16 protein-coding genes and 1 pseudogene are annotated in these 17,136 nt (G+C 61.5%); 9 read left to right on the forward strand and 8 right to left on the reverse strand.

Annotated elements, in window-relative coordinates; genetic code table 11:
- Positions 1 to 5: 5 nt before the first annotated feature.
- Together IAG25_RS30665 and sap1 are read right to left on the reverse strand one after the other, a co-directional pair.
- A complete protein-coding gene (locus IAG25_RS30665; protein ID WP_187608182.1) occupies positions 6 to 557 on the reverse strand; it encodes a YaeQ family protein in 552 nt (183 codons plus the stop codon).
- Positions 558 to 808: 251 nt separating this feature from the next.
- Positions 809 to 1,153: a surface attachment protein Sap1 gene (gene sap1 / locus IAG25_RS41620; RefSeq protein ID WP_035508792.1), complete on the reverse strand. Its 345-nt coding sequence runs from the start codon at positions 1,151 to 1,153 to the stop codon at positions 809 to 811.
- Positions 1,154 to 1,553: 400 nt separating this feature from the next.
- Between sap1 and IAG25_RS30675 the strand changes: the two genes are divergently transcribed.
- Both IAG25_RS30675 and IAG25_RS30680 read left to right on the forward strand, forming a co-directional pair.
- The gene (locus IAG25_RS30675) at positions 1,554 to 2,180 is read left to right on the forward strand and encodes a LysE family translocator (RefSeq protein WP_187608184.1); all 627 of its coding nucleotides are present in this window, start codon (positions 1,554 to 1,556) and stop codon (positions 2,178 to 2,180) included.
- Entirely contained in the window at positions 2,177 to 2,647 is a 471-nt protein-coding gene (locus tag IAG25_RS30680; RefSeq protein WP_187608185.1) for an SgcJ/EcaC family oxidoreductase, read from the forward strand. The genes IAG25_RS30675 and IAG25_RS30680 overlap by 4 nt, the downstream gene beginning before the upstream one ends.
- Before the next feature lie 11 nt (positions 2,648 to 2,658).
- Here IAG25_RS30680 and mnmE read toward each other — a convergent pair whose 3' ends face one another.
- Positions 2,659 to 4,047, reverse strand: a complete 1,389-nt coding sequence (mnmE, locus tag IAG25_RS30685) for a tRNA uridine-5-carboxymethylaminomethyl(34) synthesis GTPase MnmE (protein WP_187608186.1) — start codon at positions 4,045 to 4,047, stop codon at positions 2,659 to 2,661.
- 309 nt (positions 4,048 to 4,356) lie between these two features.
- On the opposite strand from mnmE, the gene IAG25_RS30690 reads away from it, so the two are divergent.
- Positions 4,357 to 4,773, forward strand: coding sequence for a transcriptional regulator (locus tag IAG25_RS30690; RefSeq protein WP_187608187.1), 417 nt, complete (start codon positions 4,357 to 4,359; stop codon positions 4,771 to 4,773).
- A 68-nt stretch (positions 4,774 to 4,841) separates the two neighbouring features.
- Here IAG25_RS30690 and yidC read toward each other — a convergent pair whose 3' ends face one another.
- The 4 genes from yidC to rpmH are packed head-to-tail and all read right to left on the reverse strand — an operon-like array spanning position 4,842 to position 7,580.
- Complete coding sequence (yidC, locus tag IAG25_RS30695) at positions 4,842 to 6,512, reverse strand: membrane protein insertase YidC (RefSeq protein WP_187608188.1); 1,671 nt, start codon at positions 6,510 to 6,512, stop codon at positions 4,842 to 4,844.
- An 8-nt stretch (positions 6,513 to 6,520) separates the two neighbouring features.
- Entirely contained in the window at positions 6,521 to 6,838 is a 318-nt protein-coding gene (gene yidD / locus IAG25_RS30700; protein ID WP_187608189.1) for a membrane protein insertion efficiency factor YidD, read from the reverse strand.
- 59 nt (positions 6,839 to 6,897) lie between these two features.
- Positions 6,898 to 7,422, reverse strand: coding sequence for a ribonuclease P protein component (gene rnpA / locus IAG25_RS30705; RefSeq protein WP_187608190.1), 525 nt, complete (start codon positions 7,420 to 7,422; stop codon positions 6,898 to 6,900).
- A gap of 23 nt (positions 7,423 to 7,445) precedes the next feature.
- A complete protein-coding gene (rpmH, locus tag IAG25_RS30710) occupies positions 7,446 to 7,580 on the reverse strand; it encodes a 50S ribosomal protein L34 (protein WP_004198824.1) in 135 nt (44 codons plus the stop codon).
- 404 nt (positions 7,581 to 7,984) lie between these two features.
- On the opposite strand from rpmH, the gene dnaA reads away from it, so the two are divergent.
- The 4 genes and pseudogenes from dnaA to IAG25_RS30730 all read left to right on the forward strand — a co-directional run bounded on the left by dnaA (position 7,985) and on the right by IAG25_RS30730 (position 14,538).
- On the forward strand, positions 7,985 to 9,559 hold the full coding sequence (gene dnaA / locus IAG25_RS30715) for a chromosomal replication initiator protein DnaA (RefSeq protein WP_187608191.1): 1,575 nt from the start codon (positions 7,985 to 7,987) through the stop codon (positions 9,557 to 9,559).
- 265 nt (positions 9,560 to 9,824) lie between these two features.
- Positions 9,825 to 10,928 (forward strand): DNA polymerase III subunit beta, encoded by a 1,104-nt coding sequence (gene dnaN / locus IAG25_RS30720; protein WP_035508739.1) that lies wholly within the window; start codon positions 9,825 to 9,827, stop codon positions 10,926 to 10,928.
- Positions 10,929 to 11,040: 112 nt separating this feature from the next.
- On the forward strand, positions 11,041 to 13,524 hold the full coding sequence (gyrB, locus tag IAG25_RS30725) for a DNA topoisomerase (ATP-hydrolyzing) subunit B (RefSeq protein ID WP_187608192.1): 2,484 nt from the start codon (positions 11,041 to 11,043) through the stop codon (positions 13,522 to 13,524).
- Positions 13,525 to 13,615: 91 nt separating this feature from the next.
- Positions 13,616 to 14,538 (forward strand): annotated as a pseudogene (locus IAG25_RS30730) (phosphorothioated DNA-binding restriction endonuclease).
- A gap of 2 nt (positions 14,539 to 14,540) precedes the next feature.
- On the opposite strand, the gene IAG25_RS30735 reads toward IAG25_RS30730, so the two are convergent.
- Complete coding sequence (locus tag IAG25_RS30735; RefSeq protein WP_255504052.1) at positions 14,541 to 15,401, reverse strand: AraC family transcriptional regulator; 861 nt, start codon at positions 15,399 to 15,401, stop codon at positions 14,541 to 14,543.
- Between the two features lie 152 nt (positions 15,402 to 15,553).
- Between IAG25_RS30735 and IAG25_RS30740 the strand changes: the two genes are divergently transcribed.
- On the forward strand, positions 15,554 to 15,748 hold the full coding sequence (locus IAG25_RS30740) for a hypothetical protein (RefSeq protein WP_187608195.1): 195 nt from the start codon (positions 15,554 to 15,556) through the stop codon (positions 15,746 to 15,748).
- Between the two features lie 4 nt (positions 15,749 to 15,752).
- Positions 15,753 to 17,135, forward strand: a complete 1,383-nt coding sequence (gene dbpA / locus IAG25_RS30745; protein WP_187608196.1) for an ATP-dependent RNA helicase DbpA — start codon at positions 15,753 to 15,755, stop codon at positions 17,133 to 17,135.
- The last annotated feature ends 1 nt before the right edge of the window (position 17,136 follow it).

Consider the following 17,136-nt stretch of genomic DNA (forward strand, 5'->3'; position numbering starts at 1 on the left):
GGCCATCAAGCCGCCCCCGCCTTGAGCACGTTCCAGCGAATCGCGACGGCATCGACGGTCTCGCTGCTCAGCGACACGTCGGCGTCCTGCACCATCAACTGCAAACGCATCGTCCGTGCGGCCATCTTGCCAAGCGCTTCGGCGACGCCCTCGGCGAGCGACCAAACAGTCACGTTCTGCAGCCGCTCGACTTTGCCCTTCACGCCGTTCCACCAGATGTCCGCGGTCCTGCCGGCATAGGCGATGACGATCACGCGATCCGAGCGCCCGCTCGCCTTCGAGATGCGTCGCTCGTCGGGCTGACCGACTTCGATCCAGGTCTGAATCTGGCCGGTGAGATCTTTCTGCCACAGATCGGGCTCGTCGGTATCGGAAAGGCCTTTGCAGAATTCAAGTCGCTCGTCGGCGAAGAGTCCGAACGCGGCAACACGGACCATCATGCGGTCGTCGGTCTCCGACGGATGGCGTGCAATGGTCAGGGAATGATCGCCGTAGTAGTGGCGGTCCATGTCGGCGACTTGAAGGTCAGCCTTGTAGATGGTGGATTTGAGAGCCATTCAGCGTGATGCGCCGGTTCGTTGGCCGGCGGAGAAGGAATGTCGAGGTGCGGCGGTCGATTGCGCGCGAAACCGACATTGTGCGGCGAATCGGCGGAAATGTGGAAGGCAGCGAGAGACGCGCGCTCGAAAGCGCGGGGAGAAGACCGCATCCGATTCATCCCGACGATTAATTCGCCGATAAATCGAACCGCCGGCACGATTCAGAAAATCGCGCCGGATTGCGGAAATGAATTAAACGTGAAAACCGCTTATTGGTCGATGAATCGATCCGCAGTCCACATGCCTTGCGTGTCGCTATTGGCGGCGTTGACGAATTCAACGTCATGGCCCACCACGCGAATCACGCGAAAATGCGAATCGACTGGAGTCGAAATGCATTCGAAGCCTTCGAAAAACTGCTGCATCTGTTGATGCTCGCCGGCTTTCGCGTGCTGATCGGCCGAATCGAACTTGTCCTTGGACAAGCAGCCATACGAATTAGGCCTGAAAGTGAATGTCTGCTGAGCCTGAATGACGCTGTCCTGGGCCTGCGCCGTGGAAACGACTGCAAACAAACCCATCATCGCGAAAAGAGTGCCGACGCGTTTCTGCATGTATAGCCTCCCAAACGAAGCCGTTTCGAAATTAGCTATGTATTTAAAAGCGGAAGACCGCAAGACTCATGCTAGATGAGTAAGGCAAACTTGCAAGCATATGTTGTGTGCGATCGCAACACGACAGACTGTCGCAGGGTTTTTAAGCGAATCTGACAAACAGCGGATTAATTGAAAATCATCGAAATGCCGCTTAGAGCAGAACGAAAGGCCGCGTATATGCGAGCGAAAGTGCGGCAATTTGCCTCGCTTGCGTTTTGGTGCACCGCATTAGGCGATATCGAGGTGCATCCAACAGTTCGCGAGCGGAGGCGCCGTGGCGTCAAGCTGGCTGAACGGCCTATTGCAGGCGCTCCGCGTTCATGGATAAATCGACCCCATCGAACTCAGGAGAACACGCATGACCCTTGCTCAATGGCTGCCGTTTGCGATCGCGTCAGCGATTCTCGTCGCGATCCCAGGCCCGACCGTGCTGCTCGTTGTGTCCTACGCGCTCGGCCACGGTCGCAAATATGCATTCGCGACGACCATCGGCGTCGCGCTCGGCGACCTTACCGCGATGACCGCGTCTATGCTCGGCCTCGGCGTGCTGCTGGCGGCATCCGCTGAACTGTTCATGGTGGTGAAGTGGATCGGCGCGGCGTATCTCGTCTACCTCGGCATCAAGTTGTGGAGCGCGCCGGTCGTCGATACGGACGCCGTGCAGCCCACCGGCGAACTGCGCACTAGCCGCATCATGGCGCACGCTTACGCTGTCACGACGCTGAATCCGAAGAGCATCATTTTCTTCGTCGCGTTCGTGCCGCAATTCGTCGATGCGCACACGGCGAGCGTCTCGCAGATCGCGATCCTCGAAGCGACCTTCGTCGGGCTCGCGGCGGCCAACGCGTTCGCTTACGCGCTGCTCGCGTCGGGCGCGCGCAAGGCGATTCGCAAGCCTTCCGTGCAGCGCGCGGTGAACCGCACGGGCGGCGCGCTGCTGATGGGCGCGGGTGTTTTCGCAGCGGCGTGGAAGAAGGCGACATGAGCCAGCCCGACGATTGGACCGCGAGCGCGCGGCGCGTGTACGCCGGCCTGCTCGACGACTGGAACAGGCAGGACGCCGCCGCGATGGCAGCGCGTTTCACCGAGCGCGGCAGCCTGGTCGGCTTCGACGGCAGCGCGATCGATGGGCGTGCCGCCATCGAGACGCATCTTCGGCCGATCTTCGCCCAGCATCCGACACCGCGCTTCGTCGCGAAGGTGCGTGAGGTGAGACGCATGGCGAACGGGCAGACGCTGCTGTTGCGCGGCGTCGCGGGAATGTGGCCGCGCGGCGGGGCGGGCCTCGAACCGAGTCTGAGCGCAATTCAAACGATGGTGCTGTCGCTCTGCGATGGCGTGTATCGGATCGAGATGTTTCAGAACACGCCAGCGGCGTTTCACGGGCGGCCGGAGGAGGCAGAGAAACTCAACGCGGAGTTGCGCGAAATCGGCAAACCCGAGGGCGCGTGATCCGTCTGCATTTATTTTCCGATGCAGAAGCGGCTGAAGATCACGCCGAGCAGGTCGTCAGACGTGAATTCCCCCGTAATCGAGTTGAGATCGTCCTGCGCGAGCCGCAACTCTTCCGCGAACAGATCGAGCACCTGCGAATGCTGTTCGGCATGTTCGGCGGCGAGTGCGAGGTGGTCGCGGGCCTCGCGCAAGGCGATCAAGTGACGTTCGCGCGCGAGATACACGCTTTCGGCGCCCGCCTGCCAGCCAGCGATTTTCAGCAGCACATCGCGCAGCAGCGAAATGCCGTCGCCGGTTTTCGCCGATAAGTTGACCTCGCGCGCGTGTCCTTCAGCGTCGTGGGCCGAGGACGGCGTGCCCGCGAGATCCGTCTTGTTCATCACTTGCACGACAGGCACGCCCGCCGGAAAGCGCGCCGCGATGGCCCGGTCCTCCGGCGTCGTGCTCTCGCGCGCGTCCAGCAGATGCAGCACGACATCGGCGCGCTCGATTTCCCCCCACGTGCGCTCGATGCCGATTCGCTCCACCTCGTCCTGCGTCTCGCGCAGGCCGGCCGTATCGATGATGTGCAGCGGGATGCCTTCGACCTGAATCGTCTGCGCGACCTTGTCGCGCGTGGTGCCGGCGATCGGCGTGACGATCGCGAGCTCCGCGCCCGCGAGCGCATTGAGCAGCGACGACTTGCCCACGTTCGGCTGCCCCGCGAGCACGACCGACAAGCCTTCGCGTAAAAGCGCGCCTTGACGCGCATCGGCGAGCACGGTGTCCAGCCGCGTCCGGATCCGCGTGAGTTTGCCCCGCGCATCGGCCGCTTCCAGGAAGTCGATCTCTTCCTCGGGAAAATCCAGCGTCGCTTCGACGAGCATGCGCAGCGTGATCACGTCTTCTACGAGCGCATGAATCTCGCGCGAGAACGCGCCATCCAGCGAACGGCCGGCCGAGCGCGCGGCGGCTTCCGTGCTGGCTTCGATCAGATCGGCGACAGCTTCTGCCTGCGCCAGATCGAGCTTGTCGTTGAGAAATGCGCGCCGCGTGAATTCGCCGGGCTCGGCGAGTCGCAGGCCGAAATCGCGACCGGCTTCGATCGCACGTTGCAGCACCAGTTGCAGCACGATCGGGCCGCCGTGGCCTTGCAGCTCCAGCACGTGCTCGCCCGTGTACGAGTGCGGCGCGGGGAAATAGAGCGCAATGCCGCGATCGAGTGCTTCTCCGTTCCCGTCGATGAACGGCACATAGCTCGCGTGACGCGGCGCCAGCGCCTGACCGCACAGCGCGTGCATCGCTTTTTGCGCGGCGGCTTCGGCCGCTCGGCCGAACGACAGACGCACGACGCCGATTCCGCCACGCCCGGGCGCGGTGGCGATTGCGACGATCGGATCGGTGTCGTTGCTCAGCATGTCGGCGATGTATTCGGATGGTTTCGGAGTGCGGGCATTGTATCGCGGGGTGCGGAGCGGGCCGCCTCGCGCTCGCGCTGCGATGGGGTGTGTTAGCTTTTTTGAGATACAAAATTACACTGAAGCGAAAACGGAAACTGTGCACCACTGGAATCGCCAAGGTACGCAGTGACTCGCGTCGTGTCGGAAATGCGCTGCCAAGTGGCAATCAAATCGAGTGCGTATTCAAGATAAAAATGTGCGAAGCCGCGACAAATGTAGCGCAATTGGTTGACTGGTAAGCAGCGATTGCCTCGCACAATCCAGCCCATGCCCACACCACAAGAAAAGGCCGATTTCTCCGAGCGGCTCAAATTCTCGATGACCCGTGCACCCGAAAGGATGCGCGGCGCGACTGACCTCGCACTGCATTTCAACCTGCGCTATCAAGGCGAATCGGTTTCGCCGCAAACGGCGCACAAGTGGCTCACCGGCCGCTCGATTCCAACCGTCGACAAGCTGGAGACGCTCGCCGATTGGTTCAAGGTCGATCAGCACTGGCTGCATTACGGGCCGCCGCCAAGCGGCAATCCGCAAGTGACGCCGAAGCCGCTCGCGCGCGACGAGCGATATCCCGCGTCGGAGGAGACACTCGAGCTTGCGACGAAGATCGAGGCGCTGTCGCCGCATCATCGGTACTTGCTCGAAGAACTCATCGATCAGTTCTATGGTTCGATGAAGCGGTAAATCCTCTCCCACAAAAGCAAAACGCCCGGCGAGCCGGGCGTTTTCACATCTGGGAGCGAAGCAGCCGCTTACGCCGGCTTCTTCCTGTTCTTGCCCATCATGCGCGTGATGTAGTACTGCTGCGCGATCGACAGCACGTTGTTCACCACGTAGTACAGCACGAGACCGGCGGGGAAGAAGAAGAACATGACCGAGAACGCGATCGGCATGAACATCATCATCTTTGCCTGAACGGGGTCCGGCGGCGTCGGATTCAACTTGGTCTGCACGAACATCGAGACGGCCATCAGCACCGGCAGGATGAAGTACGGGTCTTGCTGCGACAGATCGTGAATCCAGAGAATCCACGGCGCGCCGCGCATTTCCACCGACGACAGCAGCACCCAGTACAGCGAGATGAACACCGGAATCTGCACGACCACCGGCAGACAGCCGCCGAACGGATTCACCTTCTCGGTCTTGTAGAGCTCCATCAGCGCGGCGTTCATCTTCTGCGGATCGCTCTTGAAGCGCTCGCGAAGCTGCTGCATGCGCGGCGTGATTTCCTTCATGCGCGCCATCGACTTGTAGCTCGCCGCCGACAGCGGGAAGAACACGGCCTTGATGAGCAGCGTCAGGAGCACGATCGCCCAGCCCCAGTTGCCGACGTAGCTGTGAATCTTTTCGAGCAGCCAGAAGAGCGGCTTGGCGATGATCGTCACCATGCCGTAGTCCTTCACGAGCTCCAGGCCCGGCGCGATCCCTTCGAGCATGCGCTCTTCTTCCGGACCGGCGAAAAGACGCGCATCGACGTTCGCGGACTGTCCCGGCGCGATCGTCTGCGCGGGCAGCGTCATGCCAACGCGATACAGGTCCGGATCGATCTTCTGCACGTAGATGTCGCGCTTCACGCCTTGCTGCGGAATCCACGCGGACGCGAAGTAGTGTTGCACCATCGCGACCCAGCCGTTATCCGACGAAGGCTCGAACGTTGCCTTGTTCTTGTCGATGTCGGAGAAGTCGATCTTCTGGAAGTGCTTCTGATCCGTGTAGACCGCCGGCCCGATGAACGTATGCGAGAAACGCGGCGTCTCGACCGGCGTGTTGTCGCGCACGAGCTCCATGTAGAGCTTCGGCGAAACCGGCGCGGTGCCGACGTTCTCGATCTTCGTGTCGACGTTGATCACGTAGCTGCCACGCGTGAACGTGTAGGTCTTGATGACCTTCACGCCACCCTTCACCGGCGATTCGAACGCGATCTTCAGCGTTTTCTGGTCGCCCGTCAGCGACGTCTGGCCGGGAACCGGCGTGAAGATGTCGTTGTGGTTCGGGAAGTCGCCGCCCAGGAGGCCCGTGCGCGCGAGGTACGTGTGGTTCGCGGTGTGATCGAAAAGCGTGATGTAGAGGTCCGGCTGCTTGCCGTCACCTTCCTTCATCAGCGCGAGCTTCGAGAGCGTGCCGCCGCGCGTGTCGATTTCACCGGAGTAGACGTCCGTCGTGAACTTCACTACCTGGGCTTGCGCCGTGGCGGGGGGCGTCGTCGTGCCGGGTGCGGCCGTGCCTGCGGGCGCGTTCGGCAGCTCGGACGGCTGTGCGCCGGATGCGGCTGAGCCGGGTGCCGGGTTGCTGGCGGTCTTGGCCGGTTGCGTCGCGCTCGGGAAGAACATCGACGGGCGCCCATGGTCCCGTTGCCAGTTGTCGAACAGCAGGACAACTGACACGAAGAAGATGACCCATAGGACGGTGCGTTTGATATCCATGCGTTGTCTCAGTGTCGATCGGAAAGCGCTTGAGCGCCGTTTAGTGTTGAAAGCTTGTCTTGCCCCGAGTCCGGGCGCGATTCGGACGCGTCGTCAGAGCCGACGTGTCCGCGGGGAGGCGGCACGAGATCGACGCCTCCCGCCGAAAGGGGATGGCAGCGGCACAGCCGCTTTACGGCCAGATACGTGCCATGCGCGGCGCCATGATACTGGATTGCTTCGCGCGCGTAGTCGGAACAGGAAGGATAAAAACGGCACCGGTTGCCGAGCAGCGGGCTCACAGCGACCTTGTAGAAGCGCAACAACGCGATGAGTGCCGTTTGCATAGTCTTCGCGCCGCACGCCAGACACGCCGTGAAAGGCAAACGTCTGGCGCAACCGCGCTTCATGACCCTGACGGGCCGGGTGATTCGTCGACGGCGGGCGCCTCGGGCGGCACCGCCACGGTTTCGGCCCTGCGGCGCGCGGCTTCGCGCACGGCACGGTCGAACAATGTTTCCAGCTCGCTGCCGACGAGCGCCCGAAGCGGCGGAGAGCTCGCGCTCGGCATCGCCTTGCGGTCGATCTTCGCGTGCAGCCGTACGAGGATATCGAACCCGTTCAACTGCGCGCGCCGCAGCCGGAATATGTCGCGCGCAAGCCGTTTGATCAGATTACGCGTGACGGCGCGCGGCGCCTGCTTTTTGCCGATCACCAGCCCGAGCCGCGCTTCCTGCCCGGACGGCTTGCCGTACAGAACGAAGTGCGGCGAACGCCGCCAGGGGCGCAAACGAAAAACGGATGAGAACTCATCCGTTTTCAGCAGCCTTGCGGCCTTGGGGAACGTGGCCTGCGCCGGCAACTGAACGATGTCCTGTCTCAAGACTTCTGTGCGGCGCGTAAGCGGCTCGCCGTCGAGTGCAAGATCCAAACGCGAGCGTGCACTCGGCAGACTTAGATGGCCAGGCGCTTGCGGCCCTTCGCGCGGCGAGCGTTGATGACCTTGCGGCCGCCAGCGGTCTTCATGCGAACGCGGAAGCCATGGGTGCGCTTGCGGCGCGTCACGGAAGGTTGGTAAGTACGTTTCATGGTGCTCTCACTTGAGTTGATTGACCGCGCGGGCTTGGCTCCAGTGTGGTCACTGCAAGCGCGATGGCCGGAGGTTCAGGAATTCTGTTTTCGCGGAACCCGCTATTTAAACCGTTTTCCTATTGACCGTCAATAGGTTAGCGCAAGCGAGCGCGTATTCCGGCAGATTTCCGGCCTGTTGGACGTGCTGATTTGACCCTGTGGATAACTCGCGCGCCACCCTCTTTTGGCGTTAGAATCTCGCCTTACTCCCAAATATCCGCCCGCTGCTTCGGCCCGCCATCCGCCCGCAAACCCTTGCGGCGTAAGCCTCCGGAGCATGCCTGCTTGGCTGTGCCGGGACTTGTCCGAACGTTCGGCAAGCACGGCCCGCAGGTGCGGAGCAACCATAACGACCGCACTCGATGAACGATTTCTGGGAACATTGTTCCGCACTGCTTGCGCGTGAACTCACGCCGCAGCAGTACGTCACGTGGATCAAGCCGCTGACCCCGGTCGACTTCGATGCCGACGCGAACACCCTGCGCATCGCCGCTCCCAACCGCTTCAAGCTCGACTGGGTGAAAAGCCAGTTTTCGGGCCGTATCGCCGATGTTGCGCGTGATTTCTTCAGCGCGCCTATCGATGTTCAATTCGTGCTCGATCCCAAAGCGACCGCGCGCAACGCGATCGGCGGCGGCCTGAGCGCAACGCCGCGCCCGAGCGCGCCCGCCGCGCCGCGCGCTCCGGCGCCGTCGGCGGCCGTGCCGCAGGCGCCTTCCGTCGTCGCGCACGCGAACGCCACGGCGCACATCAACGCACTCGCAGCGGAAGCGGCGCAGCAAGCGCAAGCCATGCAGGAAGACCAGGCCGATCTCGATCTCCCGAGCCTCGACGCCAACGAAGCCGCCGCAGGCCGACGCACGTGGCGCCCCGGCGGCGCTCCGTCGGCGGGTGGTGAAACCGATTCCGCCTACGAGCGTTCCAAACTGAATCCGGTGCTCACGTTCGACAACTTCGTCACCGGTAAGGCGAACCAGCTCGCGCGCGCGGCCGCCATTCAGGTCGCCGACAATCCGGGCATCTCGTACAACCCGCTCTTCCTGTATGGCGGCGTGGGTCTCGGCAAGACGCACCTGATTCACGCCATCGGCAATCAGCTGCTGATGGACAAGGCAGGCGCGCGAATTCGCTACATCCACGCGGAACAATATGTATCGGATGTCGTGAAGGCGTACCAGCGCAAGGCGTTCGACGACTTCAAGCGCTACTACCACTCGCTCGATCTGCTGCTCATCGACGATATTCAATTCTTCTCGGGCAAGTCGCGCACACAGGAAGAGTTCTTCTACGCGTTCGAGGCGCTCGTCGCCAACAAGGCGCAGGTCATCATCACGAGCGATACCTATCCGAAGGAAATCTCCGGCATCGACGATCGCCTGATCTCGCGCTTCGACTCCGGCCTGACGGTCGCGATCGAGCCGCCCGAGCTCGAAATGCGCGTCGCGATTCTGATGAGGAAGGCGCAGTCCGAAGGCGTGAGCCTCTCGGAAGATGTCGCGTTCTTCGTCGCGAAGCATCTGCGTTCGAACGTGCGCGAGCTCGAAGGCGCGCTGCGCAAGATCCTGGCGTACTCGAAGTTCCATGGCCGCGACATCACAATCGAGCTGACCAAGGAAGCGCTCAAAGACCTGTTGACGGTGCAGAACCGGCAGATCTCGGTAGAGAACATCCAGAAGACCGTGGCCGATTTCTACAACATCAAGGTCGCCGACATGTACTCGAAAAAGCGGCCGGCCAACATTGCGCGCCCGCGCCAGATCGCGATGTATCTGGCGAAGGAGCTGACGCAGAAGAGCCTGCCCGAGATCGGCGAACTGTTTGGCGGGCGCGATCACACGACCGTGCTGCACGCGGTGCGCAAGATCGGCGCCGAGCGCGGCACCGATGCGCAGTTGAACCACGAACTGCACGTGCTCGAACAGACGCTGAAGGGCTGACGGGCCAACAAACGCTTTGCCACGAACGCACGCGTCATTTATTGCGTTCGACAGCCTGTTTTTTGGTGAAATCGCCCCCAATTTTAGGGGGCGGTTCCGTTTTGAGGCACAATATAGGTTTAGCCGTCCGTGGCCTGGGCGGCTTTCGAGCGCAGTTTTCGCGAGTGACCGGCGGGGGGCCGGCAACGCGTGTTACGAGGTTGTCCGCTGGGCAAATCTGGTGGCGAAACCGGCGGACAGGCCGTCACATCAACGAAGGAACTCTATGCAACTGGTCAAGACCGAACGAGATAATCTTCTAAGGCCGCTGCAAACCGTGAGCGGCATCGTAGAACGCCGCCATACGTTGCCGATCCTCGCGAATTTGCTGATTACCAAGAACGGCGCCGATGTGTCGTTCCTCTCGACCGACCTCGAACTCCAGATCACGACACGCGCCGATTTCGGCGTCGGCAGCGACCAGGTTGCCACCACGGTCGCCGCGCGCAAACTGCTCGACATTCTGCGCGCGATGCCCTCGGGCGAAGTGGTGCTGGACCTCTCCGACAAGCGTCTCACGGTGCGTTCCGGCAAAAGCCGTTTCGCGCTGCAGACGCTCGCCGCCGACGAATTTCCCACCGTCAACCAGGCTACTGACTTCGGCGCGAGCCTTTCGGTTCCGCAGAAGACGTTCCGCCAGTTGCTCGGCATGGTCTATTTCGCGATGGCCCAGCAGGACATCCGCTACTACTTGAACGGCATGCTGCTCGTGGTGGATGGCGACGAACTGATGGCGGTCGCGACCGACGGCCACCGTCTCGCGTTTTCGTCGATGAAGATCGAAGGCTCGTTCCCGCGCCAGGAAGTGATCATCCCGCGCAAGACGATTCTCGAGCTTCAGCGTCTGCTCGAAGACATCGACGATTCCCTGAACATCGACATCGCGGCGACGCAGGTGAAGTTCAGCTTCGGCCAGGTGGAACTCGTGTCGAAGCTCGTCGAGGGCAAGTTCCCCGACTTCCAGCGCGTGATTCCGAAGTCGCACAAGAACACGTTCGAAATCGGCCGTGAAGAATTGCAGCGTTCGCTGCAGCGTGCGGCCATCCTGACTTCGGACAAATTCAAGGGCGTGCGTTGCCTGGTCGAACCGGGCCAGCTGAAGATCATGTCGACCAACGCCGACCAGGAAGAGGCGCAGGAAGAATTGGAGATCGCATATCAGGGCGACACCGTCGATATCGGATTCAACGTCACGTATCTGCTCGATGTGCTCGCGAATCTGAAGGTCGACACGCTCAAGGTGAGCCTCGGCGATGCCAATTCCAGTGCGCTCATCACGATTCCCGAGAACGAGGAATTCAAGTACGTGGTGATGCCGATGCGCATCTGACGCACGCAATACCGAGAACACTCCAAGGGGCGGCGCGCCCCTTTGGCGTTTTTAAGGTGATTTGAAAAGTTCGAGCAGCAACCCAGGCAGTGACGCAGAACCGGAAAATTCCATGACTGAAAACACAAATTCGCAGCCCGACAACAAGCCTGACAATAGCTATGGCGCATCGTCCATTCAGATCCTCGAAGGTCTGGAGGCGGTGCGCAAGCGCCCGGGCATGTACATCGGCGATACGTCGGATGGCACCGGTTTGCATCACCTCGTTTTCGAAGTGCTGGACAACTCCATCGACGAAGCGCTCGCCGGCTATTGCGACGACATCCACGTCACCATTCACGCCGACAACTCGATTTCCGTGACCGACAACGGCCGCGGCGTGCCGACCGGCCTGAAGCGCGACGACAAGCACGATCCGAAGCGCAGCGCCGCCGAAATCGTGATGACCGAGCTGCACGCGGGCGGCAAGTTCGACCAGAACAGCTACAAGGTGTCGGGCGGCCTGCACGGCGTGGGCGTGTCGTGCGTGAACGCGCTGTCGGCATGGCTGCGCCTCACGGTGCGCCGCGACGGCAAGAAACACTTCATGGAATTCGCGCGCGGCGTCGTGCAGAACCGCGAGATCGTCGAAGAGAACGGCGTGCAGTATTCGCCGATGCCCGTCGTCGGCGATACGGAAAATCGCGGCACCGAAGTGCACTTTCTCGCCGACGCCACCATCTTCGGCAATGTCGAATTTCACTATGACATTCTCGCGAAGCGCATGCGCGAACTCTCGTTCCTCAACAATGGCGTGCGTATCCGCTTGACGGATCAGCGCACCGGCAAGGAAGACGATTTCGCGTTCGCGGGCGGCGTGAAGGGCTTCGTCGAGTACATCAACAAGGCGAAGCAGGTGCTGCATCCGACCGTGTTCCATGCGATCGGCGAGCGCGAGAACGTGACCGTCGAAGTGGCGATGCAGTGGAACGACAGCTTCAACGAAAGCGTGCTGTGCTTCACGAACAACATTCCGCAGCGCGATGGCGGCACGCACTTGACGGGCCTGCGCGCGGCGATGACGCGTGTCATCAACAAATACATCGTCGATAACGAGATCGCGAAGAAGGCGAAGGTCGAAACCACCGGCGACGATATGCGCGAGGGTCTGTCGTGCGTGCTGTCGGTGAAGGTGCCGGAGCCGAAGTTCAGTTCGCAGACGAAGGACAAGCTGGTGTCGTCGGAAGTGCGCGCGCCGGTCGAGGAAGTCGTGGCGAAGGCGCTCGAAGATTATCTGCAGGAGACGCCGAGCGACGCGAAGATCATCACGGGCAAGATCGTCGATGCCGCGCGTGCCCGCGATGCGGCGCGCAAGGCGCGTGAGATGACGCGTCGAAAGGGCGTCCTCGATGGCGTCGGCTTGCCGGGCAAGCTCGCGGATTGCCAGGAGAAAGATCCGGCGAAGTCCGAGATTTATATCGTCGAGGGCGACTCGGCAGGCGGATCGGCCAAGCAAGGCCGCGACCGAAAGTTCCAGGCCATTTTGCCCTTGCGCGGGAAGGTGCTGAACGTCGAGAAGGCGCGCTTCGACAAGCTGATTTCGTCCGAGCAGATCGTCACGCTGGTGACGGCGCTCGGTTGCGGTATCGGCAAGGATGATTACAACCTCGACAAGCTGCGCTATCACCGCATCATCATCATGACCGATGCGGACGTCGACGGCGCGCACATCCGCACGCTGCTGCTGACGTTCTTCTATCGGCAGATGCCGGAGATCGTCGAGCGCGGGTTTATCTATATCGCGCAGCCGCCGCTTTACAAGATCAAGGCGGGCAAGGACGAGCGGTATATGAAGGACGCGCACGAGCTCAATCAGCATATGCTGAAGCTTGCGTTGCAAGGGTCCGAACTCATTCCGAACGAGGGCGCCGATCCTATTTCGGGCGATGCCCTGGGTGAACTCGCGCGTGCGTATTTGCTCGCGCAGGCGGTCGTCGATCGTTTGAGCCGTATCTACGACGCGGCCGCGCTCGAATCGGTGATGGATGGCATCGTCATCGATCTTTCGTCGCAGGAGGCGGCCGATGCATCGGCGAAGCGTCTGCAAGAGCGGTTGCGCGCCGATCCGTTGAAGCCTGAAGTGACCGTCGAAGCGGCTTACGATCAAGTGCGCGAGTTGCGCTCGCTGCATGTCAAGCGGCGTCATCATGGCAACGTGAAGGTCACCGTGCTCGATGAAGACCTCCAGTTGACGGCGGACTACAAGCAGCTCGTCTCGACGGCGGATACCTTCAAGGGCTTGATCGGCGAAGGCGCGTTGATCAAGCGCGGCGAACGGTCGATGGCCGTGACGGATTTCAAGACCGCGATGAAGTGGCTGATCGCCGATGCGGAACGCAATGTCAGCAAGCAGCGGTATAAGGGGCTCGGAGAGATGAACCCCGAGCAGCTCTGGGAAACGACGATGGATCCGAACGTGCGGCGTTTGTTGCGCGTGCAGATCGAAGACGCGATTGCGGCGGATGGCATCTTTACGACGCTCATGGGCGATGACGTCGAACCGCGCAGAGCGTTTATCGAGAGTAATGCATTGAGGGCGGGGAATATCGACGTTTGAGTGTCTGTTTGACCCACTCCCGCTTTATTCAAACCCGTGTGCGCGCAGAGCAACACGGGTTTTTCTTCGTCGCCGATTATTTGTTCAAACCATGAGCGCTGCCAGCCTTCCTGAAATTCTCCAACTCTTCGCGGAGTTGAAAGTCTGGCAGAGCAACGGCGAACGCGCACCTCATAAGCCGCTTCTCGTCTTGCTCGCGCTCGGACTATTCTCGCGGGGTATCAGAGATGTCCCTTTTCGTGACTACGAGCGCAAACTGTGCGACCTTCTAAAAGAATTCGCGCCCCAACGTCGCACGCTCTACCCCGAGATGCCGTTCGTTCGATGAGAAACGACGACATCTGGGAAGTCACCGCAAGCGTGACGCCCGATCCGATCGCGCGACGAAATGATGTGAAAAAGACGGAACTGCGAGAGCTGAACGCAACGGGACATTTCTCGCGTGAGGTACAGCAACTTCTGCAGCACGACCCGAAAGCGATCGACGCAATCGCTCGTTTGCTGCTCGCCCGGCATTTTCCGGAGAGCATTCACAGCGACGTTCTCGATGCAGTCGGTCTTACGCTTGACGACGAGGCAACGCTCGCGCTCGTCGACGACAAGTCCGTTACGCGCCGGCGCCGCGATCCCGAGTTTCGCGGCCAGGTCCTCACAGCCTATCAATATCGATGTGCGTTATGCGATCTCGATTTGCGCATCGGCAATGTGACGATCGGCCTCGAGGCAGCGCACATCAAATGGCATCAGGCGAGTGGGCCAGACGTCGTCGAGAATGGCATCGCGCTGTGCTGTCTGCATCACAAGCTCTTCGATATCGGCGCGTTCACTTTGGGCGATGATCGTCGCGTCCTGGTGTCGGAAAAGGCGCACGGAAGCCAGCGCTTCGATGAGATCTTGCTCAGACATCACGGCGGACAACTGAACGCGCCCGTGCGAAAGGAACACCACCCCGCGAAGCCATTCGTCGATTGGCATCGCGAGCAGGTGTTCAAAGGCTGCGCGCGGCCGCTCTGACGTCACGCCGCCGTTTTCAAAGGCATCCAGATCTCCGTAACCAACTCACTCGCCACCGTCTCCCTCGGATCGTTGACATAAACCTCGAACACCGGCGCCTCGCCCGTTTCCCTTCCCGACTTCGGCAGCCATTCCCCATAAAGCCACTGATACGCGAAGCAAAGCTGCGCATACGGCCCGACGTGCGTCAGCACCGCGAACTCCCCACCCGCGACCTCCACGCGCGACACCGGCGCTTCGAACTTCACAGCATCCGCATCGAACAACTCGCAACAGGCCATCGAACGCAAATCGTCTTCGGCGACGGCGGACGGGTCATCGAAATAAATGCCGAGCGAACGCGCGCGAGGATCGATCAACTCGCGCGTCGCGAGCCCATGGAACAGCATTTCGAACGCCCGCCCGATGTTCATATACGACCCGCGATGCTCCATCGCGGCGACGGTAAAACCATTCTGGGTACGAATATCGACTTGATGCATCGCCGTATCTCCTGATCGAACTTCATCGAAAGGAACAAACATGGAAGCGCCGCCTTCGTTGCGAAACTGCCCCGGCGCCATCCGGTAACTCGCCTGAAACGCCCGCGAAAACGCCTGCACGCTGCTATATCCGGCGCGCTCGGCAATAGAGTCGATGGGCACGGCGCCATGCACGAGCTCATTCGCCGCACGATGCAACCGCAACCGCCGCACGGTTGCCGCCGCCGTCTCGCCATAAAACGCGTGATAGATCCGATGCCAGTGATAAGGCGACAAACAAGCGACCTCCGCGAGCCGATTGAGGTCCAGTTCATCATCGAGATGATCGTGGATATGTGCGACCACGCGCGCGAGCCGCGCCTCATAGAGCCTGCTGCTCATCGTTCGCTCCGAAAAGAAAACTCGATGAAAGAAAAGTAGCACGACCCGCTTTAGCATTTCTTGCGGACTTGCGCGGACCGCGTCGGCACGATAGACGCGTACACTTTCGCCTTTGAGCGCACCAACGCGCCACGAACCAGAGAATTACGAACATGTTTACCTGTCGAAACCAGTCCTGCGGCGCAGAGTGGGCGCTATCGGACGTCGTCATCAAGAACGAGGGCCAGGGCCTGCTGTTCCGCTGCCCGATGTGCGGCGCGCGCAACTACGTCTCGCGCACCGACGCCGACGACGGCACCGCCACGTACGAGCAGATCACCGAAATCCCGCCGCGCGGAACACGCTGAAATCATGACGACCGAAACCTCCTTCAGCAGTCTGCCGCTCTCGCCGGCGATGCAGTCGAACCTGCAGCAACTCGGCTATCTGTCGATGACGCCGATCCAGGCCGCAAGCCTGCCGCCGGCGCTCGCGGGCCACGATCTCATCGCGCAGGCGAAAACGGGCAGCGGCAAGACGGCGGCCTTCACGCTGCCGCTGCTTACCAAACTCGACGCAAGCCAGTTCGACGTGCAAGCGCTCGTTCTCTGCCCGACACGCGAACTCGCCGATCAGGTCACGCAGGAAATCCGCCGCCTCGCGCGCGCGGAAGAGAACGTGAAAGTGCTGACGCTGTGCGGCGGCACGCCGATGCGCCCGCAGATCGCGAGCCTAGAACACGGCGCGCATATCGTCGTGGGTACGCCGGGCCGCATCATGGATCATCTCGACCGCGCGACGCTCACGCTCGACGCCGTGCGCACGCTCGTCCTCGACGAAGCCGACCGCATGCTCGACATGGGCTTCTTCGACGATATCGCGTCAGTCGCGCGCAAGTGCCCGAAGGATCGCCAGACCTTGCTGTTCTCGGCGACGTATCCCGAAGGCATCGCGAAACTGAGCCAGCAATTCCTGCGCAATCCGCGCGAGATCAAGCTCACCGAACAGCACAGCAACGCGAAGATCAAGCAGCGCTTCTATCAGGTCGAGGATCACGAGCGGCTGCACGCGGTCGGCCTGCTGCTCGATCACTATCGCCCGGTGAGCACGCTCGCGTTCTGCAACACGAAGCAGCAATGCCGCGATCTGCTCGACGTGCTGCTCGCGCAAGGCTTCGAAGCCCTGACGCTGCACGGCGAGCTGGAGCAACGCGAGCGCGATCAGGTGCTCGTGCAGTTTGCGAATCGCAGTTGCTCGGTGCTCGTCGCAACCGATGTCGCCGCCCGCGGTCTCGACATCGCGCAACTGGAAGCGGTGATCAACGTCGACGTGACGCCGGACCCGGAAGTGCACGTGCATCGCATCGGCCGCACGGGACGCGGGGAGGAGGAAGGCTGGGCGCTGTCGCTCGCGAGCATGGACGAGATGGGCCGCGTCGGTTCGATCGAACAGGCGCAGCGCGCGGAAGTGGAATGGCATCCGCTCGACGAACTGACATCGGCGGAACCGGGTCATCTGAAGCCGCCGATGGCGACGCTGCAAATCCTCGGTGGTCGCAAGGACAAGATCCGCCCCGGCGACGTGCTCGGCGCGCTCACCGGCGAAGCGGGTTTCGACGGCAAGCAGATCGGCAAGATCAACGTGATGGACATGGTCACCTACGTGGCCGTCGAGCGAAAGGTCGCGGACGACGCGGTGCGCAAGCTGGGCGCGGGAAAGCTCAAGGGCCGCAAGGTGAAGGTGCGGCGGATGTGAG

Source organism: Caballeronia sp. EK (assembly GCF_014384845.1).
GTDB classification, from domain to species: Bacteria; Pseudomonadota; Gammaproteobacteria; order Burkholderiales; family Burkholderiaceae; genus Caballeronia; species Caballeronia jiangsuensis.